The sequence below is a fragment of the Pseudolabrys sp. FHR47 genome (assembly GCF_005153485.1).
Taxonomy (GTDB): domain Bacteria; phylum Pseudomonadota; class Alphaproteobacteria; order Rhizobiales; family Xanthobacteraceae; genus Pseudolabrys.
Genome location: NZ_CP039740.1, coordinates 1,908,651 through 1,932,682 on the forward strand (window position 1 = coordinate 1,908,651; position 24,032 = coordinate 1,932,682).

The following is a 24,032-nucleotide window of genomic DNA, read 5'->3' on the forward strand; positions in this document are numbered from 1 at the left end:
TTGGGGGTGAGGCTTACGCTCGGCTGGCGATATAGAGCGACAGCACGGCGGCATTCGAGACGTTGAGGCTCTTGATCTCGCCGGGCATGTCAATGCGGGCGACCTTGTCGCAGAGTTCGCGCGTCGACTGCCGCAATCCCTTGCCCTCGGCGCCGAGGACCAGCGCCAGCGGCTTGCGCAGCGTCATGTCCGAAAGGTCGGCTTCGCCGTCGGAATCGAGGCCGACCACCATGAAGCCGCGCTCCTTTAGGGCGGCGAGGCCGCGGCCGAGATTCTGCACGGTGGCGAGCGGCACCAGTTCCAGCGCGCCGGAGGCGGCCTTGGCGAGCGCGGCGGTGGCGTCCGGCGAATGGCGCTGCGTCGTCACGATGGCGGTGGCGGCGAGCGCCGCGGCCGAGCGGAAGATGGCGCCGACATTGTGCGGGTCGGTGATCTGGTCGAGCACCAGCACGGTGCCGCGTGCCGGGACGTCCTCGATCGCCGGGGAGGGCAGCGGGTCCGTCTCGAGGTAGAGGCCCTGATGCACGGCGTCCGGGAGCAGGCGATCGTCGATGGCCGAGGGCCGCACGATCTCCGGCGCGATGGCGGCGGCGATGCCTTCCTCTTCAAGGCGGCGGGCGGCGTTGTCCGTGACCAGCAGGCGGCGCAGGCGCCGGTTCGGGTTGCGCAAAGCCGCCGTGACCGTGTGCCAGCCATAGAGAATGACGAGATCGTCCTCGCCCGACGCGGCGCGCAGGTCCTCCCGGCGGGCGCGGGTGAAGCGCTCGCGGCGCTCGACCTGTTCGCGGGTGGCGCCGGGTTTTGCGCCGGGCTTGGAACTTCGTGGGCCAGCGGGGGCACCTTTACCGGCGAATGGGGCGGGGCGTTTGCTCATGGCCGGGACGTTTAGAGGATCGCGGAGGTCGGGAATAGCGGGGGTCCGGCAATTTCCGGCAGGCTTCCATTGACTTCGGCGGTGCGCCTGCCCATAAACCCTGCCATCCCCGCGATCCGTCCGGTCCGGAAAGCCCGATTGTCCATCGGGATCAATGGTGTAGGACGGATGGGGATCGGGGGAGAGTGTCCCGAGCGGCAAAGGGGGCGGACTGTAAATCCGCTGGCTATGCCTTCGTAGGTTCGAGTCCTACCTCTCCCACCACCCATTCTCCGGACGTCAGAGGTTTTCCAGACGAGGCCAATCAGCCCCGACCTGATGCCTCTCATACAGTGAGCGCCGGCAGGATGTCGTCCGAGATCGGGGCGACAAGGGCGCCGGACGCCACCAGGCCGCTCGCGGCGTCAAGATCGCTCGCCATATACCGGTCCTCTTCAAGCGAGGAGATGGCAGCGCGCACGACGGCCATCGCCTTTCGCAATTCCGGGCTGGTCATAAGAGGCGCGCGAAACTCGATTCCCTGCACAGCCGCCAAAGCCTCGATGCCGAGAATGGCGAATAAATTGTCGGTCATCGCCAGCAGCCGGCGGGCGCCATGACAGGCCATCGAGACATGGTCCTCCTGATTGGCCGATGTCGGGGTCGAGTCCACGGATGCCGGATGCGCCATTTGCTTGTTCTCACTCATCAAGGCGGCTGACGTCACTTCAGCGATCATGAGACCGGAGTTCAACCCCGGTCGCCTCGACAGAAACGCCGGCAGTCCATAGGACAGCGCCGGATCGACGAGCAGCGCGATGCGGCGTTGCGAGATCGCACCGATCTCGCAAATGGCCAAAGCCGTCTGGTCGGCAGCAAAGGCGACAGGTTCGGCGTGAAAATTTCCGCCGGAAACAACCTCATTGTCCGACAGCACCAGCGGGTTGTCGGTCACGGCATTGGCTTCGATTTCGAGCGTCCGCGCCACCTGCCGCAACAGATCGAGACAGGCGCCGTCGACTTGCGGCTGACAGCGAATGCAATAGGGATCCTGGACGCGCTGATCTCCCTCAAGGTGGCTTTCACGGATTTCCGAGCCGTCGAGCAATTTTCGCAGCGCGGCCCCGGCATCGATCTGTCCCCGGTGACCGCGCAGGGCGTGAATGTCCGGGTGAAAGGGAGCGGAAGACCCCATGGCCGCGTCGGTGGACAAGGCGCCGGTCACCAGCGCGGTCTGCGCGGCACGATGCGCTCTGAACAGTCCCGCAAGCGCGAGTGCGGTGGATACCTGCGTCCCATTGATCAAGGCGAGGCCTTCCTTGGCGGCGAGAACCACCGGCGTCAGTCCTGCCTTGCGAAGCGCATCGCCTGCGGCAAGCTTCGCGTCTCCAAAGAAAGCCTCGCCTTCGCCCATCATCACCGCCGCCATATGGGCGAGCGGCGCCAGGTCCCCCGATGCGCCAACGGATCCCTTCTCGGGGATGTAGGGGATGACACCCTTGTGCAACATCGCTTCGATCAGGCGGATGAGCTCAAGACGAACCCCTGAAGCGCCGCGGCCGAGCGAGATCAGTTTCAACGCCATGATCAGGCGAACAATGTTCTCCGGCAGCGCGTGACCGACGCCGCAACAGTGCGACAAGATGAGATTGCGCTGAAGCGTCGTCACGTCGGAATTGTCGATCTTGACCGATGCCAGCTTTCCGAATCCCGTATTGATACCGTAGACGGCCGCATTGCCGGCGGCGACTTCGGCGATGCGCTGTGCGCTCTTGTTCATGGCAACGTCAAATTGCCGATCAAGGCTCGCGGAGCCGCTGTTCCAGTAAATGTCAGCGAGTTCGTGCAGTGAGACCCGGCCGGGATGAAGCGTGACAGTCATGTCGACCTGCTATGTGTTGGTGCGCTGGAAAACTGCCTCGTAAAGCGTGAGCGTGGTGACAGGCGTCATCATGACATCCTCATGGCCCGCGGAAAGCAGGACGCTGTCGCCATCGGCAAGCGTGTCCTGGATTTCGCTGGCTTCGATCCTGGCGCCGCCCCCCTGAACGAGTACAAATATGGCTTCGCCGGACGTCGCGATCCGGATGGGTTCGCTCAATATGGTGCGCGACAATGTGTGCCGCACCACACCGCGCCGGCTCATGACATTGAGATCGATAATGGAGCCGTCGATGAGATCGGCGCCGGACGCAGCATCGGCCGGGAAGGCGAAGGGTTCGCTTGTCTGTGTCAGGTCGCGCTCGCCAAAACCATTGACGCGGAGCCGAATGCCATTGCCGTCGAGTACGGCGAGCGTCCGGTCGATGCCGGGAAAGAGCGAGAACGGACCGTCCATAGCCACATGCGCCATGCTGACGCGCCAGTCGAAGGCATCGAGCGCCGCGCCGTCCGGCGAGACGATAATCTCCGTCGTCTCGCCGCCGCCGTTCTTCCAGCGCATGCGGCGATAGTCTTTTGAGCGCAGGATGCGCATGGCACGTTACGCCATGCTCGGAAGTTTCAGCTTGAACTCCTCGGCACAGGCGATCGCTTCATCATAGCCGGCGTCAGCGTGGCGCATGACGCCGGAGGCGGGATCGTTCCACAGCACGCGCTCGAGACGGCGCGAAGCATCCTCGGTGCCGTCGGCGACGATGACCATGCCGGCATGTTGCGAATAGCCGATGCCGACGCCGCCGCCATGGTGCAGCGACACCCAGGTCGCACCGCTGGCGCAGTTGATCAGCGCATTGAGGAGTGGCCAGTCGGATACCGCGTCGGAGCCGTCCTTCATCGCTTCTGTTTCGCGGTTCGGACTTGCGACGCTCCCCGAATCGAGATGGTCGCGGCCGATCACGATCGGCGCTTTCAGCTCGCCCTTCGCCACCATGTCGTTGAAGGCCATGCCGATGCGATGGCGGTCGCCGAGGCCGACCCAGCAGATGCGCGCTGGCAGGCCCTGGAACTTGATGCGCTTCTGCGCCATGTCGAGCCAGTTGTGCAGGTGCTTGTTGTCTGGCAGCAGCTCCTTCACCTTGGCGTCGGTCTTGAAGATGTCGTCCGGATCGCCGGAGAGGGCAGCCCAGCGGAACGGGCCGATGCCGCGGCAGAACAGCGGCCGGATGTAAGCCGGCACGAAGCCGGGGAAATCGAAGGCGTGGTCGAGGCCTTCTTCCTTCGCCATCTGACGGATGTTGTTGCCGTAATCGAGCGTCGGGATGCCCATCTTGTAGAAGTCGAGCATGGCTTGAACGTGTCCGACCATCGACTTGCGGGCAGCCTGCGCCACGGCCTTCGGATCGCTGCTGCGCTTGTCCTCCCACTGGGCGAGCGTCCAGCCCTTCGGCAGATAGCCATTGGCCGGATCATGCGCCGAGGTCTGGTCGGTGACGACGTCGGGCTTGATGCCACGGCGGACGAGTTCGGGGAAAATGTCGGCAGCATTACCGAGGACCCCGACCGAGACAGGCTTCCTGTCGCGGCATGAGGCTTCGATCATAGCGAGCGCTTCGTCGAGATCCTTCGCCTGTTTGTCGAGATAACCGGTCTTGAGTCGCATCTCGATGCGGCTCGGCTGGCATTCGACCGCGAGCATCGAAGCGCCGGCCATCGTCGCGGCGAGCGGTTGCGCGCCGCCCATGCCGCCGAGACCGGCGGTGAGAATCCATTTGCCGGAAAGGTCGCCGTTGAAATGACGGCGGCCGACTTCGACGAAGGTTTCGTAAGTGCCCTGAACGATGCCCTGCGAGCCGATATAGATCCACGAACCAGCGGTCATCTGGCCGTACATCATCAGGCCCTTGCGATCGAGCTCGTTGAAGTAGTCCCAGGTGCCCCAGTGCGGTACGAGGTTGGAGTTGGCGATCAGAACGCGCGGCGCGTCCTTGTGGGTCCGGAAGATGCCGACCGGCTTGCCGGACTGCACGATCAGCGTTTCGTCGTCTTCCAGCGAGCGCAGCGACGCCACGATGCGGTCGAAGCTTTCCCAATTGCGCGCAGCGCGGCCGATGCCGCCATAGACGATGAGTTCGCCGGGCTTCTCGGCGACCTCGGCATCGAGATTGTTCATCAGCATGCGCAAAGGCGCTTCGGTCAGCCAGCTCTTGGCGGTGAGTTCGGTGCCGTGCGGCGCGCTGATCCGGCGGGCATTGTCGATACGGGACATTGTTCTACTCCTTGAACATCAGGCGCGGGCGTAGTCGAGGCAGGCCTGGAGAATGCGTTGAAGTGTCGCGCGCATCGGCGCGGCGTAAGCGGGATCGTAAGGCGTCGGCCAGTTGGCTTGCGTGACCGGGCCGAGCTGCTCGTGCATGTAACCGCGGCAGGCCAGCTCCATCTGCACGGCGTGAATGCCGTCGGCCGGCTTGCCGAAATTGCGCGTGATGTAGCCGCCCTTGAAGCGGCCATTGAGCACCTGCGTGCGCCCCGTGCCGGCACAGATTGATTGGATGGTCGCGGCGAGCGCGGGATCGCAAGACGCGCCCGAATTGGTGCCGATATTGAAGGTCGGGAGTTCGCCGTCGAACAGGCGCGGGATCACGGTGCGGATGGAGTGGCAGTCGTAGAGCGCGACCTTCGGGTGTTTGGCGCGCAGGCGTTTCAATTCGGCATCGAGCGCGGCGTGATAGGGGTCGAAATAGCGCGCGCGGCGCGCGGCGATCTCCGCGGCGCCGGGTTCCTTGCCATCCTTGTAGAGCGGCTCGCCGTCGAACGTTGTCGTCGGGCAGAGCTCCGTCGTTGCCTGTCCGGGATAGAGCGACACGCCGGATGGATCGCGGTTGACGTCGATCACGGTGCGCGAAATCGCGGTATGAACGGTGGTCGCGCCCATGTCGCGGGCGAAATCATAGAGTTGGTCGATCCACCAGTCGGCATCCTTGCGCGACAGCCAAGGTGAGACGAGCCGCGACTCGTACTCGGCCGGAATCTCGGTGCCGGTGTGCGGGAAGGAGACGACCAGCGGCGCATCGCCGCGATGAATCGTCAGCCAATCGCCTTGCTGGGTTGGACTCATTGGCCTCTCCACACGCGCTTCCACAGCGGATTGAAGCCGATGCGGTAGACAAGTTCAGCCGGGCGATCGACATCCCAAATGGCAAGATCGCAATACTTGCCGGCTTCGAGCGTGCCGATCTCGCCGAGACGCCCGAGCGCGCGCGCCGCTTCGCGCGTCACACCGGCGAGAGATTCCTCAACCGTGAGGCGGAATAGGGTCGAGGCCATGTTCATGGTCAGGAGCAGAGACGTGATTGGCGAGGTGCCCGGATTGCAGTCGGTGGCGATCGCGATGTGGACGCCATGCTTGCGCAGCGCCTCAACCGGTGGCAACTGCTTCTCGCGCAGCACGTAGAACGCACCGGGCAGCAGCACCGCGACGGTGCCGGTTTTCGCCATGGCGGCGGCGCCTTCCTCGTCGGTGTATTCGAGATGGTCGGCCGACAGCGCGCCAAAATCGGCGGCGAGCTTGGCGCCGTGCAGGTTGGAGAGCTGGTCGGCGTGTAGCTTCACCTTGAGGCCGGCCGCCTGCGCCGCCTTGAACACCCGCGCCGTCTGCTCGGTTGAGAAAGCGATGCCTTCGCAGAAGGCGTCCACGGCGTCGGCCAGATTCTCGCGCGCGATCTGGGGGATCGCGGCGCAGACCTCGGCGACATAGGCGTCCTTGTCGGTCGCACCCGGCGGCATGGCATGGGCGCCGAGATAGCTCGTCACCACGTCGATCTGCCGTTCGCCGGTGAGCATGCGTGCCGCGCGCAGCATGCGCTTTTCGGTCTCGGTATCGAGGCCATAACCGGACTTGATCTCGATGGTGGTGACGCCTTCGGCAATCAGGCGATCGAGCCGGGGCAGGGACTGCCGGATCAGCTCTTTCTCATCGGCGCCGCGGGTCGCCTTCACGGTCGAGACGATGCCGCCCCCGGCGCGCGCGATGTCCTCATAGGACGCGCCGTTGAGACGCATCTCGAATTCATTGGCGCGAGAGCCGCCATAGACAAGGTGGGTGTGGCAGTCGATCAGGCCGGGGGTGACGAGGCGGCCGTCGAGTCTGGTTTCAGCCGCGGCGGTCCAGCCTTTCGGCAGTCCGGCTGCGGGGCCGACATAGGCGATACGGCCGTTTTTCGCGGCCACGGCGCCGTTCTCGATCAGGCCGAAAGCGGCGCCGCCCGACGCCAATGTGGCTACCGATCCACCGTGCCAGACATGGTCGAATTGCATGCCGTGCCTCCCGCAAATTCGTCCGCGAAGCTTAGGCCAGAAGCCTGGGATCAATTGTATAGACATAATTGCGCGGCGCTTCACAATTGTCTATACATATCGACAGGCCTCACAGGCAGAACGTCATGCACCGGACGCTTCATTTCGATCACGCGCTGCTGCCCGCTGGCTGGGCGAGCGCGGTGCGCGTCGAGATCGAAGAAGGTGTTATTGCAAGCGTCGCCGCTAATTCGCCGGTGAACGGTTCCGAGCGGATCGCGGGCTTCGCCTTGCCGGGGCTGCCTAATCTGCACTGTCACGCCTTTCAGCGCGGCATGGCCGCACTCGCCGAGCGCCGCGGCCCCGCAAATGACAGCTTCTGGACCTGGCGCGAGGTGATGTACCGCTTCCTCGATCGCCTGACGCCGGATGACGTGGAAGCCATCGCCACTTTCGCTTACATGGAAATGCTGGAGCGCGGCTTCACCGCGGTCGGCGAATTCCACTATCTGCATCATGACCGCGATGGATCGCCCTTTGCCGATATCGGCGAGATGGCCGCGCGCCACGCAGCGGCATCGCAGGCAACCGGAATCGGGCTGACTCTGCTGCCGGTGTTCTATGCCTACGGCGGCTTCGGTGGCATTGCGCCGGTGCCGGGACAGCGGCGGTTTCTCAATGCGCCGGATCGCTTCGCGAAGTTGTGGGCGCGCAGCCGTGACATCGTTGCCGGATTGCCGCGCGCGAATATCGGTGTTGCGCCGCATTCTTTGCGCGCGGTGACGCCGGAGACCTTGCGCGAGGTTCTGTCCGGCGCAACAGGTCCCATCCACATCCACGCCGCCGAGCAGACGAAAGAAGTGGAGGACTGCGTCGCCTGGTCCGGACAGCGGCCGATCGAGTGGCTGCTGGCTAACGCGCCGGTCGACGAGCGCTGGTGCGTCATCCACGCCACGCACATGACCGGGGATGAAACGGTGCGTCTTGCCAGAACCGGCGCGGTGGCCGGTCTCTGTCCGCTGACCGAAAGCTCGCTGGGCGACGGCATTTTCAACGGTCCGCAATGGATCGAAGCGGGCGGCGCCTATGGCGTCGGTACTGACTCCAATATCGATATCGATGCGCCGGGCGAATTGCGGCAGCTCGAATACAGCCAGCGGCTCGGGCTGCGTGGCCGCAACCTGATGACGACCCGGGAAGGCGAATCGAGTGGCCGCCGTCTTTATGCCGATGCGCTGGCCGGTGGCGCAAAGGCGCTGCAACGGCCGATGGGCGCGCTCGCGGCGGGCATGAGCGCCGATATTGTCGTGCTCGATGCCGAGCATCCCGATCTCGCCGGCCGCAGCGACGATCTTGTGCTCGATACATTTATTTACACCGCCGGCCGTGCCGCCATCCGGGAGGTCTATGCCGGCGGTGAGATGGTCGTCACGGCAGGTCGTCACCGGCAGCGCGACGGCATCAGCCGCCGCTATCGTGCGGCCATGTTGCGGCTGGCGAATTAGGGCAGGGCATCAGCGCATGGCCGAGCAATTGCCACGTTATGCGGAAATCCGGCGCTCGCTGGAGCAGTCCATCCTTTCCGGTGACTGGCCCCCTGGTCATCGTGTGCCGTCGGAGCAGGAACTGGTCGCGCGCTACGGCTGCTCGCGCATGACGGTGAACCGCGCGATGAGTGAGCTTGCGGCGTCCGGCATGGTCATTCGCCGCCGCCGCACCGGCACCGTTGTGGCACTGCCGGTGTCACAGAAAAGCGTCCTGAAAATCCAGAATATCCCGGAGGAAGTGGCGCGCGAAGGCCGTGACTACCGTTACGAGCTGCGTTCGCGCTCCTTGCGCCGTGCCAGCAAGCGCGATGCCGAGCGGCTCAAGGTGTCGGCGGGGGATGCGGTGCTCGCCGTCAAGAGCCTGCATTACGCCGACGGCATCCCGCTGGTGGCCGAAGACCGGGTGATCAATCTCGCGGTTGCGCCGGATGCGCGCGACGTCGATTTTTCAAACATCGCGCCCGGAAGCTGGCTGCTGGCCAAGGTGCAATGGCGCGAGGCGGAACACCTCATTCGCGCGACGAATGCGACGGCGGAAATGGCGCGGCTGCTGGAAATAGAGGCAAACCATGCCTGTCTTGTGGTCGAACGTTCGACCTGGCTCGATGCCGGCACCGTCACACATGTCGAATTGACCTATCCGGGCAGCCGCTATCAGTTGACTGTCCGCTTCAATCCGTCGCGCGATGGAGAGTGAGTTTGACACCAGAGGGGGCCCCGTGGTGCCATGAACGCAGTTAATTGGGGCTATCGGAGAGTAACATGACTATCATCAACAAGCGTCATGCAATCGTGTTGACCATGCTGGCGTCTCTGGCGGCGTCTCCCGCCATGGCGCAGACCAAGGTCGCGATCGGTTTCTCGGGCTGGACGGGCTTTGCGCCGCTCACGTTGGCGAAGGAAGCCGGCATCTTCGCCAAGAACGGTCTCGACGTTACGCTGAAGAAGATTCCGCAGGCGAGCCGCCATCTCGCTATCGCCTCCGGCGACATCCAGTGCGCCGCGACCACCGTTGAAACCTGGGTGGTGTGGAACGCCAACGGCGTCGCCACCACGCAAATCTTCCAGATGGACAAGTCTTACGGCGCCGACGGCATGGTGGTGCGCAAGGACATCGCCTCGATCAAGGATCTCAAGGGCAAGCAGGTCGCCGCTTCGGCGCCGGGCACCGCGCCTTACTTCACGCTCGCCTGGTTCCTCAAGAAGAATGGCCTGTCGGTGAAGGACGTCACCGTTGTCAACATGGAGCCAGGTCCGGCCGCGCAGGCCTTCATCGCCGGCCAGAACGACGCGGCCATGACCTACGAGCCTTACCTGTCGTCGGTGCGCGCGAAACCGGACGCCGGCAAGATCATCGCCACCACGCTCGACTATCCGATGATCATGGATACGTTCGGCTGCACGCCGAAGTTCCTGTCGGAGAATCCGGATGCCGCCAAGGCGCTGGCCAAGAGCTATTTCGACGCCGTGGATATGATCAAGTCGGATCAGGCCAAGGCCTATCAGATCATGGGCGCCGACGTGAAGCAGACCGGCGAGCAGTTCGGCAACTCGGCGAAGTATCTGCGCTGGCAGGACAAGGAGGCGAACAAGAAGTTCTTCTCCGGCGAGCACGCCCAGTTCTCGAAGGAAGCGGCTGACCTGCTGCTCGAAGTCGGCATCATCAAGCAGATCCCCGATCTGTCGAAGCTTGCCGATACCAAGTTCATCCAGTAATCGCCGGGCGAGCGCGGCAAAATAATCTTGTCGCGCTCGCATTTTTCTTCATGAAACCACTCGCACCGATTTCAAGCCGCGCGCGCGTTGTGCTAGGTCTTTTGTTCTTCGTGCTGTTTTTCAGCGCGTGGGCTTTCGCGACTCTTGGCGGCTACGTCTCCAGGACATTTCTCGCCGATCCGCTGACCATGCTGGATGACGGCTGGCTGCTTCTGACAAAACACGGATTTGCCGCTGATATCGGCGTCACCGTCTGGCGCGTGGTCGGCGGCTTCGCTCTGGCCGCAGTCGTCGCAGTACCGGTCGGCGTGCTGATGGGCGCCTATAAGCCGATCGAAGCGTTGCTCGAACCCTTCGTGTCCTTCGCGCGCTATCTGCCGGCGTCGGCTTTCATACCGCTCCTGATCCTGTGGGCCGGCATCGGCGAATTGCAGAAGCTGCTCGTCATCTTCATCGGCTCGGTGTTTCAGGTCATTCTCATGGTGGCGGTCACGGTTGCTTCGACCCGCCGCGATCTGGTCGAGGCCGCGCTCACGCTTGGCGCCAAGGACAGCGGCATTCTCGGCCGCGTCCTTATTCCGTCGTCGGCGCCTGCCATCGCCGAGATCCTCCGGCTCGTGCTCGGCTGGGCCTGGACTTATGTCATCGTCGCCGAACTCATCGGCTCATCCGCCGGTATCGGCCACATGATCATCGACAGCCAGGCGCTGCTGGCGACGGGGCAGATGATCTTCGGCATCATCGTCATCGGGGTCATCGGCCTGATCTCGGACTTTCTGTTCAAGTCATTCAACCGCTGGCTTTTCCCATGGAGCCTCTCATGATTTGGAGGATTGCATGAGCAAGCTCCTCATCGAAGGTGTCTCGCGTGTCTTTCCCGCCGTGCATGGCGGCGAGCCGACGCGCGCTTTGGAGCCGACCAGCCTCACTGTCGCCGACAATGACTTCGTCACCATTCTCGGCCCCTCCGGCTGCGGCAAGTCGACCTTGCTGCGCATGATTGCTGGCCTCGACCGGCCGACCACCGGCCGCGTCCTGCTCGACGGCAAGCCGGTTATTGGGCCGGGGCCGGATCGTGGCATGGTGTTCCAGTCCTACACATTGTTTCCGTGGCTGTCGGTCGCCGACAACGTTGCCTTCGGGTTGCGCGAGAAGGGCGTTGTGCCGGCCGAACGCAGCAAGGTCGTCACCGACTGGCTGTCGCGCGTTGAACTCGCTGGATTCGGGAGCCACTACCCCAAGCAGCTCTCGGGCGGCATGCAACAGCGCACCGCCATCGCGCGCGCGCTGGCCAACGATCCGGCGATCCTGCTGCTCGATGAGCCGTTCGGCGCGCTCGACAACCAGACGCGCAGCCTGATGCAGGAACTGCTGCTCGGCATCTGGCAACGCGACCGCAAGACGGTGCTGTTCGTCACCCACGATATCGAGGAAGCAATCTTTCTCGCTTCGCGCGTGGTGGTGATGTCGGCGCGGCCAGGCCGTATCAAGAGCGACGTGCGCGTCGATCTGCCGTATCCGCGGCACTATACGATCAAGACCAGCCCGGAATTCTCCGCCTTGAAGGCACGGCTCACCGAAGACATTCGATCCGAAGCCATGCGCGCGGCGGAAGCCGCTATCTGACGCGGTAAGGAGCCGTTCGATGATGAAGATCGCGGCGGCGAGGGTGTGATTGGTGTCGAAGCTCGTGCCGCCCATATCGGCGCTGACGAGCGAAGGCGCTTTAAGTATCTTGGCAGTTGTGAGAGCGCGCGAAAGCGCCGTCGCTCGGCTTCATGCGCCGGATTGACGTAAGCGTTGAGCAGAGACACCGCCACGGCCGAAACGCCGAGGCCGGACAGTTTCTCGATCAGGCGCATCGAGCGCCGCTGGCGTAATCGCCGTTTCGATCGTGCCATCGGAGCGGCTGCGCTCTGCGATACCGTGGCGGAGCTTACGTGCAATCAGCGGCGGTGCGGCGTCAATTGCATAACCAATTCCTTCCTTTTCCATATTTCAGGCAATCCGCCGCCGGAAGACATGGACTGCCGGAGTGCAGACGCAAAGCGGCGTTGCCTCTGTCGATTGCACGACTCCGTCCAGAAAGATCGTCTCGGAAGCGAGGGTAATGGCTGCGTGGAGCGGACGCGGCCATCGGCGTCCGTCGTCCGACTTTGGCGCGAAGTGGCGGCCGACCGCGACCACAATTTCGTCGCGCTTCCACCGGCGGGCGAAGGCAATGACGTGGTCGGCATCGGGGCCGCTCACATCGAGCGCGATGTAATCGCCACGGCGGAACAGTTCGGCATGCGCGCGGCGAATATCGAGCAGCTTATGAAGCAGATGCAGCTTGATGCGACTGTCGCGCCAGGTCTCGGCGAGGCCCGGCCAGTCGTCACCCGGATTCTCAAGTTCGGCCGCGCGCCTGGCGAAGTCCACCGGCCGGCGGTTGTCCGGATCGACCAGCGAAAGGTCCCAATATTCCGTGCCCTGATAGATGTCCGGAATGCCGGGGCCGAGTACCTTGAGCGCGAGCTGGGAGAGACTGTTGAGCGCTCCGATCAGCGCGGTACGCGCCGCGAAAGCGCCGAATGACTCGAGAAACGTTTTCGACCGCGCCGGATCGAGCAGGGCGCCGATATAGCCGTCCAGCGCCGCTTCATACTTGTCGTTCGGCGCCGTCCAGCTCGTCTCCTGCTTGCCTTCGCGCGCCGCTTTCAGCGCATAGGCTTTCATGCGCGCGGTGAACTCCGCGTCGAGGGTCTCCGGCCAGGCGCCGATGAGCGCCTGATAGATCATGTATTGATGCGCCTTGCTCGGCCAGAGCGATCCATCCTGCACGGCGGCAATAGCGTGGTTCATGCCGTCCCATTTCTTCACGCACGATGCCCATTCGTCGGACATTTCGCTCAGCGCCAGAATGCGCATGCGGGAGTCTTCGCCGCGCTTGGTGTCATGCGTCGCCGTTGCGGTCAGACCTGCCGGCGACGTTCTCAGGCGTTCGGCCTGCAGCTCGTGGAATTGTTGGGGCGACAGCGCCTGCGCATCGGGATGGCCGCCGACCTCGTTGAAGGCGAGGAAGCGGTGATCGCGATAGAACACCGTGTCTTCCAGCGCCTTCGCCATCAGCGGGCCGGTGAACTGCTGCAGCTTCAAGGCGAAGTTGCGTACGCGCGGCGCGCTATAGCCGGGGTTGTTCACCAGATCGAGCGTGATGACATCGCGCAGGAAATCCATGACGTCGGGATCGGGTCCGCCCCAGCGCGCTCGGGCCCGTGCGATGGTCGCGTCGATGATGGCGCGGTCCTTGTCGGACGCCCCGCCTGCGGTGACATAAGTTCGGTAAACGGGAAACTCCAGCACATAGAGCAGCAGTGCCTCGCGCAAACGGTTGAGTGTGTAGTCTCGCGTGCTGAAATGGCCGGCGGCGATGCGCGCCAGTTGCAGGCCGAGCACGGTGAATTCGCTCGCCAGCATGGTGTCGATGACCCGGCGCTTGGCGGTATCGAGCATTTGCGCGGGCGTTGCACGCTCGCCAGTGAAGTCGCGCCATGTCTTCTCCAGCGCATCGAGCCCGCGCGCGTCGGCCAGCACATGGCCAATGACATTGAGCCATTCATAACCGGTCGTACCGGCGACGCCGGAAAAGTCGGGCAGGGGCTCGCCCGGACCGAGAATTTTCTCGATACCGATCCAGAAAGGTCCACGGCGCTCCTTGCCACGCGCCTTTGTCACCAGTTGGCGCAGGCGGCGCGTGTATTGCGCCGGATCGCGCAGGCCGTCGATGTGATCGAGCCGCAGCCCCTGCAATTGACCGGCCGCGATCAGCCGCGTGACCAGCGGGTGAATGGCGCGGAAGACGGCCGGCCTTTCGACGCGCAGGCCGGCCAGATCGTTGATATCGAAAAAGCGGCGATAATTGACGGCGGCGAAAGCGACGCGCCAGTAGGCGAGGCGATAATGTTGCCGCTCGAGCAGGCGGTGCAACGCAGCCACGCCGGTCTCGCCGCGATAAGCAGAAAGGCCTCGCTCGATCAGCGGCGCCGCGCCTTCGGTTGTTGTCAGGGCTTGCTTTAGCTTTGGCGCCTCACGATAGGATGGCGTGCCATGCGCGCCGAATTCGTCCGCCAGTTTCAACAGTGCGGCACCGACGCGCTCGGCCTCCGCTTGCGTTGTCCCAACGATTATTCTGAGCATCTCGCCGTAGCGCTGCGGATTGATCGGCAGCTTGTGCTCGAAATACCAGGCAGCGAAGCTGCCGTCGGCTGAATCGTAGCCCAGTTCGATCTCGCCGGCCTGCAAGGCGTCGCCATAAGGTCGCCCGAGGATCGGCAACAGCACGCCCGGATGGCGCCGATAGGGGATAGCCTCCCAGTCGATATCGAAAGCCTCGGCATGCGGGGAGTGCTGGCCCCATTCCAGGACGTCGAGCCACCACTGATTATCGGACAGGCCGACGCCCATGTGGTTCGGCACGAAGTCGAGGATCAGGCCAAGGTCGTTCGCTTTCAGCGCGTCGCTCATCCGCGCGAAAGCCTCATCGCCGCCAAGCTCGGGGTTGAGGCGGTCGTGATCGACGATGTCATAGCCGTGCGTGCTGCCCGGCCGCGCCTTCAGAAACGGCGAAGCGTAGAGATGGCTGATGCCCAGCGCCTTGAGATACGGGACGATGGCGGCGGCATCGTCGAAGGTGAAATCCTTGGTCAGTTGCACGCGGTAGGTCGCGCGCGGAATGGCAGGCGGCATGGCGCTAGCCTCCGATCGCGGCATAGACCGACCACGGCGGCAGTTCGGCCGGCGGATCTCCGCCCCATACTGCTTGCGATCCCCATGCGAGGTCACGCGGGCGCGGCTGCGCTGTCCCGGAAAGGTTGGCCAGCAGCAGCAGGCTCTTGTCCTTTGCGGGCCAGCGCGCCGACAACAGGCTTCCCGTCATCGTCGCCTGACCCGGGCCGGTCATCGACCGCAGCAACGGCACAATGTCGCGATGCCGTGCCGCCAGCAGCGACCGCGTTAGTTCGAGACGCCGTGCATGCGCAGGTTTGTCGCAGACCGCCCAGTCGAGCACGGCGAGGTCGCGCGTCTGCTCGGCCAGCGGGTCGGGTATCTCGTCGCCGTGTTTGGCGTAGGCTTCGGCGAATTCGCGTTTACGGCCGTTGCGCACCGCATCGGCAAGATCGCCCTTGAAGTCGCAGAAGAACGGGAATGGCTCTTTCGCGCCCCATTCCTCACCCATGAACAGGAGGGGCGGGCCCGGCTGGAGCAGCAGCACGCTCAGGGCGGCGGCGACCGCGTCGTCATCGGCCAGCGTTGTGAGCCTTTCGCCGAGAGGCCGGTTGCCGATCTGGTCGTGGTTCTGGATGAAGTTGACGAAGGCGAGGCGCGGCAGCGCGGCGCTCTGCTCGCCGCGCGACGCGTTGTCCCGGTGTGGCGACGGCTCGCCCTGGTAGGCAAAGCCTTCCGCCAAAGTCCGCGCTACGTGCTGCGCCGCGTCGTGATAGTCCCGGTAATAGCCTTGGGTTTCGCCGGTCAGCAGTACGTGCCAGGCGTGGTGGTAGTCGTCGTTCCATTGCGCGTTGTAGTGGCCCGCGGGAGGATCCTCGAGCGGCGCTAGACGGCGCGCGGTGTTGTCGTCGTTCTCGAGCACGAGATGGATATGCCGGCCGGTTTCCTGCGCCAAATCGCCGACCGCCTTGCTGATGTCCTCCAGTACGTTCGGCTCGCCGGGCGCGACGATGGCATGCACGGCATCGAGGCGCAGACCGTCGAAGCGATAGTTGCGCAGCCAGTGCACGGCGTTCTCGACGGCGAAGGTGCGAACCTCGGGCATGCGATAGTCGATTGCGCTGCCCCACGGCGTATGCATGTCGGTAAAGAAAGGCGGCCCGATGCGCGGCAGGTAGTTTCCCTCCGGCCCGAAGTGGTTGTAGACCACGTCAAGAAACACCATCAGGCCGCGCTGGTGAGCGGCGTCGATCAGCGCCTTGAGATCGTTGGGACGGCCGTAGGTCGCGTCGGGTGCAAACAAGAGCACGCCGTCGTAACCCCAGTTCCAGCGGCCGGGAAATTCGGCGAGCGGCATCAGCTCGAGCGCCGTGATGCCGGTTTCGACGAGGTGATCGAGCTTGTCGATCATCGCGCGATAGCTTCCTTCGGGCGTGAACGTGCCGACATGCGTTTCGAGAAATACCGTTTGTTCCCACGGACGGCCTTTCCAGTCCGCGGCGCGCCAGTCGTACGTGTGGTCGATGACTTCGCTGGGGCCGGCGACGTCCTCGGGCTGGAAGTGCGATGCCGGGTCGGCAATGGTGATTTCGCCGTCGATGCGAAAACTGTAGTGGGTGCCGGCCTTGACGCCGGGCACATGCAAGGAGAACCAGCCGCCGTCGGCGCGCCGCATCTGTTGCGTGCTGTCGAGCACGAGCTCGACTTGTTTTGCCGCCGGCGCCCATAGCCTAAAGGTCACGCCATCATCGGCGATCAGCGGCCCGAACGTGGGGAGGGCGCTCACGGTTGGCCTGCAAAAACGACAATCGAGCGCGGCTTGATGGTCCATGGCGATCCCGTATCGCCGACGACGTCCTGCGGCCCGTCATTGCCGGTGTCGATGAGGTTCTTCCATTTTGGCGATCCTTCCCAGGTGGGGAACGTCACCTCGACATCATGATCGGCGCCATTGAGGATGATGTAGAGCGGTGCGTCGCCTTCCTTCGGACCGGCGAGGACGTAGGAGACGAACTTACCGCCCGGGAAATTCCAGTCATCATCCGTCATCTCCGTCGCGCCGGGCGTCAGCCAGAGCACATCGTGCGTGCCGTCGGCGCGCTTGCCTTCCAGCCACTTGTTTTGGCGCACCTGCGGATATTGCCGACGGATTTGCGCAAGGGTGCTGACGAAGCCGATCAGATCGTCGTCGGTGCCAAGTGCCGACCAGTCGACCCAGCCGATCTCGTTGTCCTGGCAGTAGGCGTTGTTGTTGCCACTCTGCGAATTGCCGACTTCGTCACCGGCCAGTATCAGCGGGATGCCCTGGGCTAGATAGAGCGAGGCCAGTTGATTGCGGCGGAGCGTCCGTCGCAATGCGAGGATTGCGGGATCGTCCGTTGGGCCTTCGGCGCCGCAATTGGTGCTGACATTGTCGTCCGAACCGTCTCTGTTGTCCTCGCCATTGGCCTCGTTGTGCTTGCCGTCATAGCTGTAGAGGTCGGCCAGCGTGAAGCCATCATGCACCGTGACGTGGTTGATGCTGGCGCGCGGTGACCGCCCGTCGTGCTGGAACTGTACGGACGAGCCCGTCATCGCATGGGCAATATCGCCAATCAGGTCGCCGTCGCCGCGCCAGAATCGCCGCAAGGTCCTGCGATAAATGTCGTTCCATTCCGACCAGCCGTTGGGGAAGCCGCCAACCTGATAGCCGCCCATGCCGACGTCCCAAGGTTCGGCGATCATCTTGACGTCGGCGAGCACTGGGTCCTGCCTTACGGCGGTGAGAAACGGCGCGTTGCGATCGAATGCCGGACCGCGCGCCAGCGTCGTGGCGAGATCGAAGCGGAAGCCATCGACCTGATAGGCTTCGACCCAATGCCGCAGCGAGTCCATCACCATTTGCAGCACGCGCGGATGAGCGAGCTTGAGAGAATTCCCCGTGCCGGTGAAATCGTCGTAATAGCGCGCGTCGTCCGGCATCAACCAATAGTAGGAAGCATTGTCGATACCGCGATAGCAGAGCGTCGGCCCCATATGATTGCCTTCGCAAGTATGATTATAGACGACGTCGAGGATGACCTCGATCCCGGCGTCATGCAGCGCGGCAATGGTCCCGCGCAGATCGTTTACCTCGGAGCCATTGGAATAGCGGGCCTCCGGCGTGAAGAAGCTGAGGGTGTTGTAACCCCAGTAATTGGTCAGATTGCGGTCCAGCAGGTGGCGGTCATTGAGAAAGGAGTGCACCGGCAGCAACTCGATCGCGGTGACGCTAAGCTTGCGCAGGTGCGTTATCATGGCCGGGTCGGAGAGAGCGCGGTATGTGCCGCGCAGGCCTTCCGAAATCTCGGTTCGTTGGTGAGTGAGGCCCTTGACGTGCGCTTCATAGATCACCGTGTCTTCCCACGGGACATGAGGACGGTGGTTCGAGCCGGTGTACGCGTCATCGACGACGACCGACTTGACCATGAAACGGGCATTGTCGCGCTTGTCGAATGACAGGTCCTGCTGCTTGCTGCCGGTCCGGTAGCCGAAGTGCGCATCGTTCCAGGTGCAGTGGCCGCCGAGCTGCTTGCTGTAAGGGTCGATCAGCAGTTTGTGGGCGTTGAAACGGTGGCCTTCCTCCGGGGCATAGGGGCCGTACACCCGGTAGCCATAAAGCTGCCCCGGCCCGACATTCGACAGGTAGGTGTGCCAGACATCGTCGGTGCGTTCGTTGAGCGTGACGCGCTCGGTTTCCCGCCGGCCGTCGCGATCGAACAGGCAGAGTTCGACCTTGGTCGCGTTGGCTGAAAACAGCGCGAAATTCGTGCCACGGCCGTCCCATGTCGCGCCAAGCGGATAGGGCGCCCCCGCGGCGGATTTCTTGCCGTTAGGACTCAGGAACGAAAATGAGGGCAGCAAGCGGTGGGAGAACAATGCGAATCTCCTGACTGTCGGGCGTGGCAACGGTTGAGACGCCGCCCGCGTTCCCGACATTGCTGCCGCCATAAATGGCCGCATCCGAATTGAAGGCCTCGCGCCAGTGACCGGCGAAGGGCACACGAAGGCGGTAGTCGTGCAGCACCTGCGGGGTGAAGTTCACGACGAAGACGGCGCGCGATCCGGGGTCGCGGCCCTTGCGCAGCCAGGCGAAGACGCTGTTGTCGGCATCGTCGGTGATCAGCCATTCGAAGCCTTCCGCCTGACAGTCGAGGCTGTGCAGGGCGGGAATGTCGCGATAAAGATGATTGAGGTCGCGGACGAGGCGCTGGATGCCGGCATGCTCGGACTTTTCCAGAAGGTGCCACGGCAGGCTGACATCGTGGTTCCACTCGGTGTCCTGGCCGAACTCGCAGCCCATGAACATCAGCTTCTTGCCGGGATGCGAGAACATGAAGGCGTAGTAGGCCCTCAAGTTTGCGAAGCGTTGCCACGCGTCGCCCGGCATGCGGCCGAGGATCGAACGTTTGCCGTGAACGACCTCGTCGTGCGACAGCGGCAAAATGAAGTTTTCCGAGAAGGCGTAGTGCAGCCCGAACAGGATCTTGCCGTGGTGATAGCGGCGATGGATCGGATCCTTGGACATGTAATCGAGGGTGTCGTTCATCCACCCCATATTCCACTTGTAGCCGAAGCCAAGTCCGCCCCAGTCGACCGGGCGTGACACCTGCGGCCAGGCGGTCGACTCCTCGGCGACCGTGGTGGCGTGCGGATATTGCCGGAACACCTCGGTGTTGGTGCGCCGCAGGAAGTCGACGGCATCGATGTTTTCGCGGCCGCCGTGCTTGTTGGGAATCCAGCCGTGCGCGGGCCGGCTGTAATCGAGATACAGCATCGAGGCGACGGCATCGACGCGCAAGCCGTCAATGCCGTAGCGGTCAAACCAGAACAGGGCGTTCGACAGCAGGAAGTTCGTGACCTCCGTGCGCCCGTAATTGTAGATCAGCGTGCCCCAGTCGAGGTGGCGGCCCTGGCGCGGGTCCTCGTGTTCGTAGAGACCAGTGCCGTCGAAGCGGGCAAGGCCATGCGGGTCATCGGGAAAATGGCCGGGCACCCAGTCGAGCAATACGCCGAGACCAGCCTTATGCAGGGCATCCACCAGATGCGCGAAGTCCTCCGGCGGGCCGAAGCGGCTGGTCGGCGCGAACAGGCCGGTCGGCTGATAGCCCCACGAGCCGTCGAAGGGGTGCTCTGAGATGGGCAGCAATTCGACGTGGGTGAAGCCCATGTCGCGCACATAGCCCGGCAATTGTTCGGCGAGTTCGCGATAGGTCAGCCAGCCGCCGCCACGTTCGGCACTGCGGCGCCAGGAGCCCAGATGGACTTCGTAGATGGAGATCGGCTTGTTGTAGGCGTTGATTTCCGAGGGCGCCGGCGAGGGGTGCGGGATTGTCGAAGGATCGACGACGATCGATGCGGAGAGCGGGCGTACTTCCGACGCGAAGGCGACCGGATCCGCCTTCAACGGCAGCATTTGACCAAAGCGATCGACAATTTCGAACTTGTACCTATCTCCAACTTTGGCGCCGGCGACGAATGTTTCCCAATAGCCCTGGCCGCGCACCTGCATCGGGTTGCTGTTGCCGTCCCATGAATTGAAATCGCCGACGACACTGACGCGCTGGGCATTGGGCGCAAGCACGATGAACCCGACACCTGACACTCCGTCATGAATCATGGGATGCGCGCCGAGCTTGTCGTACAGCCGGAGTTGGTTGCCTTCGCCGAGCAGATAAAGATCGTAGTCGGAGAGGATCGGGTTCATAAGGCAATCACCCCGCGCTGAAAGAGAATGCGCGCCGTCGCTTCCAGCGGAATATGCGACCACGCGGGGCGGTTCGTCAGTTCGTATTCGATTTCGTAGAGCGCCTTCTCCAACAGGAAGGTGTCGAGTAACTGCCGGGCCTGCTCCGCATCGGCCGGCCAGAGGCCACTATCGCCGAGCGTCTCGCGGTAACAGGACCAGAAGGCCTCGGTCAGGCGATCGCCCCAGTCGCGCATCAGCGGCGTGAGCACGCTGCGGTCCTCGTCGTTCAGGTCCGGCGCATTGGCGATGGCCGCGCTGATGGCGTAATCGATCGACCGGATCAGGCCGGCGACGTCGCGCGCCGGCGGCGCTTTGCGGCGACGTTCCTCGACGGTACGGCGGGGCTCGCCTTCGAAGTCGAGGATGTAGGCATCATCTTTGGCGATGAGGACCTGGCCGAGATGGAAATCGCCGTGGTGGCGGATTTTCTGGCCGTCAAAGGCCGATTTGCGGCCGTTTTCGATATGAGAAAGGACGGCCTCGCGGCTCTCGGTCAGCCGTGAGGCAATTGGATGTATCTCCCGCGGGAGGTTCGCCATGGAGCTGGCGACGAGGTCCAGCCGGGCGCGCGTGCGGTCCGCCAGATCGTCGGTCCAGGCCGCAACGTCCACATCCGTAATCGACTCCGGCGCGAAGGCGGCAATGTCCGGCCGGCTGGCGAAGGCGAGGTGCATCTCCGCCGTCCGCTTGCCGATCTGCCGGATGCGCTGCAGCAGCACGGGCGTATCGGCGGTTTCCAGGATCGGCTCGGCGAGATTGAGCCGCTGCGCATCGATCAGGCGCTCGAGCGAGCCGACGGTCAGGCTCCAGGCATCGCCCTGGTTCTCGATGAAGGCATGGACCACGACCAGTGCGCTGCTGGTGTCGCCCTCGATCAGTTCGGCAGAGCCGAGCAAAGCCGGCGCGTTCTGGAACGAGGTCTCGTCGGTCAGGAAACGCCCGATCTCGATTTCCGGATGAATGCCCGGCGACAGGCGGCGCAGCAGTTTCACGACATAGCGGTCGTCCACGATGATGCTGGAATTCGATTGCTCGCGATCGACCGCCTTCACGGACTTCACCTCCGGCGGCGGCGCGGCGGCGAAAACTCCGGTCGGCCTGAATTCGATGCGTTGGTCTCCAACCCCCGCCACTGTATGCCCCGCTACGGCGCCGGCGCGGATGCTGGCCAGCAGCGCCGCGATGAATTCGGGCTCCACCGTGGCGTCGAGCAGGGTGCCTTCGCGGGGCCCGCGGCGGACGGCCGCCAGAACGCTTGCTGGCCCGCGGTCGATGGCGGTGTAGCGCGACCAACGAATGGTGAGCGGCAGCATGTAGCGGCTGGTGCCGGCGCCGCTGGATGTATCGGCCACCGCCATCAGGAAGCGGTCATTGCCGAACTCCACCGGGATCGCGCTTGATACCTTGATCGAGGGCGTGCGCTGGTTCTTTTCGCCGAACCAGCGGCGGTTGGCGATGAAGCCCGGCAGCACATCATTCTCGAGCGTGCGCAAGGTCCAGCCGGACGTCAGCGACTGCAGCGTCGGCCCGAGCACGAGCGTGGAAATCTCGCGCGGCAGCTTCGTCTCCTCGACCTTGCCGCTTTCCTCGTTGAGCTGGAACCAGAAGAAGCCGTAAGGCGGCAATGTCACCAGATAGGGCAATTGGCCGATGCGCGGGAAATTCGTCCGGCCGAGCATCTCCTGCGGGATGCGGCCTTCCCATTGAGGCAGGTCGAGTTCGACCGCCTGTGCGGTGCGCGCCAGATTGGCAACGCAGAGGATGGCCTCGTTGCCGAGCTGGCGCACATAAGCCAATACGGCGCGATTGGCGGGCCGCACGAAAGTGAGCGTGCCGCGGCCGAACACCGAGGTCGATTTGCGCACGGCGATCAGACGCCGCATCCAGCTCAACAGCGATGAAGCCGAGCGGCTCTGCGCCTCGACATTGACGGCGGAGAAGCCGTAGACGGGGTCCATGATGCAGGGCAGGAAGAGCGCGGCCGGATCGGCGCGGGAGAATCCGCCATTGCGGTCCGGCGTCCATTGCATCGGCGTGCGCACGCCATTGCGATCGCCGAGGAAAATGTTGTCGCCCATGCCGATCTCGTCGCCGTAATAGATGATCGGCGTGCCGGGCATCGACATCAGGATCGAGTTCATCAATTCGATCTTGCGCCGGTCATTGTCCATCAGCGGCGCGAGGCGGCGGCGAATGCCGACATTGATACGCGCGCGGGGGTCGGCGGCGTAGGTCGACCACAGATAGTCGCGCTCGACGTCGGTGACCATTTCGAGGGTCAGTTCGTCGTGGTTGCGCAAGAACATCGCCCACTGGCAGTTCGATGGGATTTCGGGCGTTTGCCGCATGATGTCGGCGATCGGGAAGCGGTCTTCCTGCGCGATCGCCATGTAGATGCGCGGCATCAGCGGGAAGTGATAGGCCATCTGGCATTCGTCGCCATTGCCGAAATATTGCTGCACGTCCTCCGGCCACATATTGGCTTCGGCGAGCAGCACCTTGCCCGGCGCATAGGCGTCCAGTTCGGCGCGCAATTGCTTGATGATGAGGTGCGTCTCGGGAAGGTTTTCGTTGCTGGTGCCTTCGCGTTCGATCAGATAGGGCACGGCATCGAGACGGAAGCCGTCGACGCCAGTATCGAGCCAACGCTTCATGACTTGCACGACCGCGCGCACGACACGCGGATTGTCGAAATTCAAGTCCGGCTGGTGCGAGAAGAAGCGATGCCAATAGAAGGCATTGGCCTCGGCGTCCCAGGCCCAGTTCGATTTCTCGGTATCGGTGAAGATAATACGGGTTTCGAGGAACTTCTGGTCGGTGTCGCTCCACACATACCAGTCGCGCGCGCTCGAGCCGGGTGGCGAGCGCCGTGCGCGTTTGAACCAGGCGTGCTGGTCCGACGTGTGATTGACCACCAGTTCGGTGATGACACGAAGGCCGCGCTTCTTGGCCTCGACCATGAAGCGGCGAAAGTCCTTCATGGTGCCGAACTGCGGGTTGATATCGCCGTAGTCCGAGATGTCGTAGCCGTCGTCGCGGCCGGGGCTCGGATAAAACGGCAGCAGCCACAGCACCGTGACGCCGAGATCGCGCAGATAGTCGAGCTTCTCGGTCAGGCCGGCGAAATCGCCGATGCCGTCGCCATTACTGTCGTGGAACGCCTTGACATGAAGCTGGTAGATGATCGCGTCCTTGTACCAGAGGCCGTCGTCGGGCGTCTCGGAGAAGGCGGGAACAGTCTCGATGCTTTTATGCATGTTCATGGCCG

At 63.6% G+C, this 24,032-nt stretch carries 15 protein-coding genes, 1 tRNA gene and 1 pseudogene; 6 read left to right on the top strand and 11 right to left on the bottom strand.

Annotated elements, in window-relative coordinates:
* Nucleotides 1–13 precede the first annotated feature (13 nt).
* On the bottom strand, nt 14–874 hold the full coding sequence (gene rlmB / locus E8Q40_RS09395) for a 23S rRNA (guanosine(2251)-2'-O)-methyltransferase RlmB (protein ID WP_137044130.1): 861 nt from the start codon (nt 872–874) through the stop codon (nt 14–16).
* A 179-nt stretch (nt 875–1,053) separates the two neighbouring features.
* On the opposite strand from rlmB, the gene E8Q40_RS09400 reads away from it, so the two are divergent.
* Nucleotides 1,054–1,138 (top strand) — tRNA-Tyr (locus E8Q40_RS09400).
* Between the two features lie 61 nt (nt 1,139–1,199).
* Here the strand turns inward: E8Q40_RS09400 and hutH are convergent.
* From hutH to hutI, 5 genes are read right to left on the bottom strand one after another with little or no spacing between them, the layout of a single operon-like run.
* Nucleotides 1,200–2,735 carry a histidine ammonia-lyase gene (gene hutH / locus E8Q40_RS09405; protein ID WP_137044131.1) on the bottom strand — a complete coding sequence of 512 codons (1,536 nt, stop codon included), beginning with the start codon at nt 2,733–2,735 and terminating at the stop codon, nt 1,200–1,202.
* Between the two features lie 9 nt (nt 2,736–2,744).
* Nucleotides 2,745–3,329 (bottom strand): HutD family protein, encoded by a 585-nt coding sequence (locus E8Q40_RS09410; protein WP_137044132.1) that lies wholly within the window; start codon nt 3,327–3,329, stop codon nt 2,745–2,747.
* Nucleotides 3,330–3,335: 6 nt separating this feature from the next.
* Nucleotides 3,336–5,000 carry a urocanate hydratase gene (hutU, locus tag E8Q40_RS09415; RefSeq protein ID WP_137044133.1) on the bottom strand — a complete coding sequence of 555 codons (1,665 nt, stop codon included), beginning with the start codon at nt 4,998–5,000 and terminating at the stop codon, nt 3,336–3,338.
* Nucleotides 5,001–5,018: 18 nt separating this feature from the next.
* Nucleotides 5,019–5,849 (bottom strand): N-formylglutamate deformylase, encoded by an 831-nt coding sequence (hutG, locus tag E8Q40_RS09420; protein ID WP_137044134.1) that lies wholly within the window; start codon nt 5,847–5,849, stop codon nt 5,019–5,021.
* Nucleotides 5,846–7,048 (bottom strand): imidazolonepropionase, encoded by a 1,203-nt coding sequence (gene hutI / locus E8Q40_RS09425; RefSeq protein ID WP_137044135.1) that lies wholly within the window; start codon nt 7,046–7,048, stop codon nt 5,846–5,848. Before hutI ends, hutG begins: the two co-directional genes overlap by 4 nt.
* A gap of 125 nt (nt 7,049–7,173) precedes the next feature.
* Between hutI and E8Q40_RS09430 the strand changes: the two genes are divergently transcribed.
* From E8Q40_RS09430 to E8Q40_RS09450, 5 genes are all read left to right on the top strand, one after another.
* Nucleotides 7,174–8,532, top strand: a complete 1,359-nt coding sequence (locus tag E8Q40_RS09430) for a formimidoylglutamate deiminase (RefSeq protein WP_137044136.1) — start codon at nt 7,174–7,176, stop codon at nt 8,530–8,532.
* Nucleotides 8,533–8,548: 16 nt separating this feature from the next.
* Complete coding sequence (gene hutC / locus E8Q40_RS09435; protein ID WP_137044137.1) at nt 8,549–9,271, top strand: histidine utilization repressor; 723 nt, start codon at nt 8,549–8,551, stop codon at nt 9,269–9,271.
* Between the two features lie 104 nt (nt 9,272–9,375).
* Nucleotides 9,376–10,290: an ABC transporter substrate-binding protein gene (locus E8Q40_RS09440; protein WP_168197948.1), complete on the top strand. Its 915-nt coding sequence runs from the start codon at nt 9,376–9,378 to the stop codon at nt 10,288–10,290.
* 50 nt (nt 10,291–10,340) lie between these two features.
* A complete protein-coding gene (locus tag E8Q40_RS09445) occupies nt 10,341–11,114 on the top strand; it encodes an ABC transporter permease (protein ID WP_137044139.1) in 774 nt (257 codons plus the stop codon).
* A gap of 13 nt (nt 11,115–11,127) precedes the next feature.
* A complete protein-coding gene (locus E8Q40_RS09450) occupies nt 11,128–11,916 on the top strand; it encodes an ABC transporter ATP-binding protein (protein ID WP_137044140.1) in 789 nt (262 codons plus the stop codon).
* A 372-nt stretch (nt 11,917–12,288) separates the two neighbouring features.
* On the opposite strand, the gene treY is transcribed toward E8Q40_RS09450, so the two are convergent.
* From treY to treS, 5 genes and pseudogenes are all read right to left on the bottom strand, one after another.
* Nucleotides 12,289–15,018, bottom strand: a complete 2,730-nt coding sequence (gene treY, locus E8Q40_RS09455) for a malto-oligosyltrehalose synthase (RefSeq protein ID WP_137044141.1) — start codon at nt 15,016–15,018, stop codon at nt 12,289–12,291.
* Between the two features lie 4 nt (nt 15,019–15,022).
* Nucleotides 15,023–16,783 carry a malto-oligosyltrehalose trehalohydrolase gene (treZ, locus tag E8Q40_RS09460; RefSeq protein WP_246663055.1) on the bottom strand — a complete coding sequence of 587 codons (1,761 nt, stop codon included), beginning with the start codon at nt 16,781–16,783 and terminating at the stop codon, nt 15,023–15,025.
* A complete protein-coding gene (gene glgX, locus E8Q40_RS09465; RefSeq protein ID WP_246663085.1) occupies nt 16,780–18,858 on the bottom strand; it encodes a glycogen debranching protein GlgX in 2,079 nt (692 codons plus the stop codon). The genes treZ and glgX overlap by 4 nt, the downstream gene beginning before the upstream one ends.
* A pseudogene (glgB, locus tag E8Q40_RS09470) lies at nt 18,848–20,716 on the bottom strand (1,4-alpha-glucan branching protein GlgB); the annotation flags it as partial. The pseudogene glgB and the gene glgX, both read right to left, overlap by 11 nt.
* 2 nt (nt 20,717–20,718) lie before the next feature.
* Nucleotides 20,719–24,027, bottom strand: coding sequence for a maltose alpha-D-glucosyltransferase (treS, locus tag E8Q40_RS09475; RefSeq protein ID WP_205995753.1), 3,309 nt, complete (start codon nt 24,025–24,027; stop codon nt 20,719–20,721).
* Between the last annotated feature and the right edge of the window lie 5 nt (nt 24,028–24,032).

Coding starts and splice junctions, on each gene's coding strand:
- rlmB (WP_137044130.1), bottom strand. CDS start 874: ATGAGCAAACGCCCCGCCCCATTCGCCGGTAAAGGTGCCCCCGCTGGC.
- hutH (WP_137044131.1), bottom strand. CDS start 2,735: ATGACTGTCACGCTTCATCCCGGCCGGGTCTCACTGCACGAACTCGCT.
- E8Q40_RS09410 (WP_137044132.1), bottom strand. CDS start 3,329: ATGCGCATCCTGCGCTCAAAAGACTATCGCCGCATGCGCTGGAAGAAC.
- hutU (WP_137044133.1), bottom strand. CDS start 5,000: ATGTCCCGTATCGACAATGCCCGCCGGATCAGCGCGCCGCACGGCACC.
- hutG (WP_137044134.1), bottom strand. CDS start 5,849: ATGAGTCCAACCCAGCAAGGCGATTGGCTGACGATTCATCGCGGCGAT.
- hutI (WP_137044135.1), bottom strand. CDS start 7,048: ATGCAATTCGACCATGTCTGGCACGGTGGATCGGTAGCCACATTGGCG.
- E8Q40_RS09430 (WP_137044136.1), top strand. CDS start 7,174: ATGCACCGGACGCTTCATTTCGATCACGCGCTGCTGCCCGCTGGCTGG.
- hutC (WP_137044137.1), top strand. CDS start 8,549: ATGGCCGAGCAATTGCCACGTTATGCGGAAATCCGGCGCTCGCTGGAG.
- E8Q40_RS09440 (WP_168197948.1), top strand. CDS start 9,376: ATGCTGGCGTCTCTGGCGGCGTCTCCCGCCATGGCGCAGACCAAGGTC.
- E8Q40_RS09445 (WP_137044139.1), top strand. CDS start 10,341: ATGAAACCACTCGCACCGATTTCAAGCCGCGCGCGCGTTGTGCTAGGT.
- E8Q40_RS09450 (WP_137044140.1), top strand. CDS start 11,128: ATGAGCAAGCTCCTCATCGAAGGTGTCTCGCGTGTCTTTCCCGCCGTG.
- treY (WP_137044141.1), bottom strand. CDS start 15,018: ATGCCGCCTGCCATTCCGCGCGCGACCTACCGCGTGCAACTGACCAAG.
- treS (WP_205995753.1), bottom strand. CDS start 24,027: ATGAACATGCATAAAAGCATCGAGACTGTTCCCGCCTTCTCCGAGACG.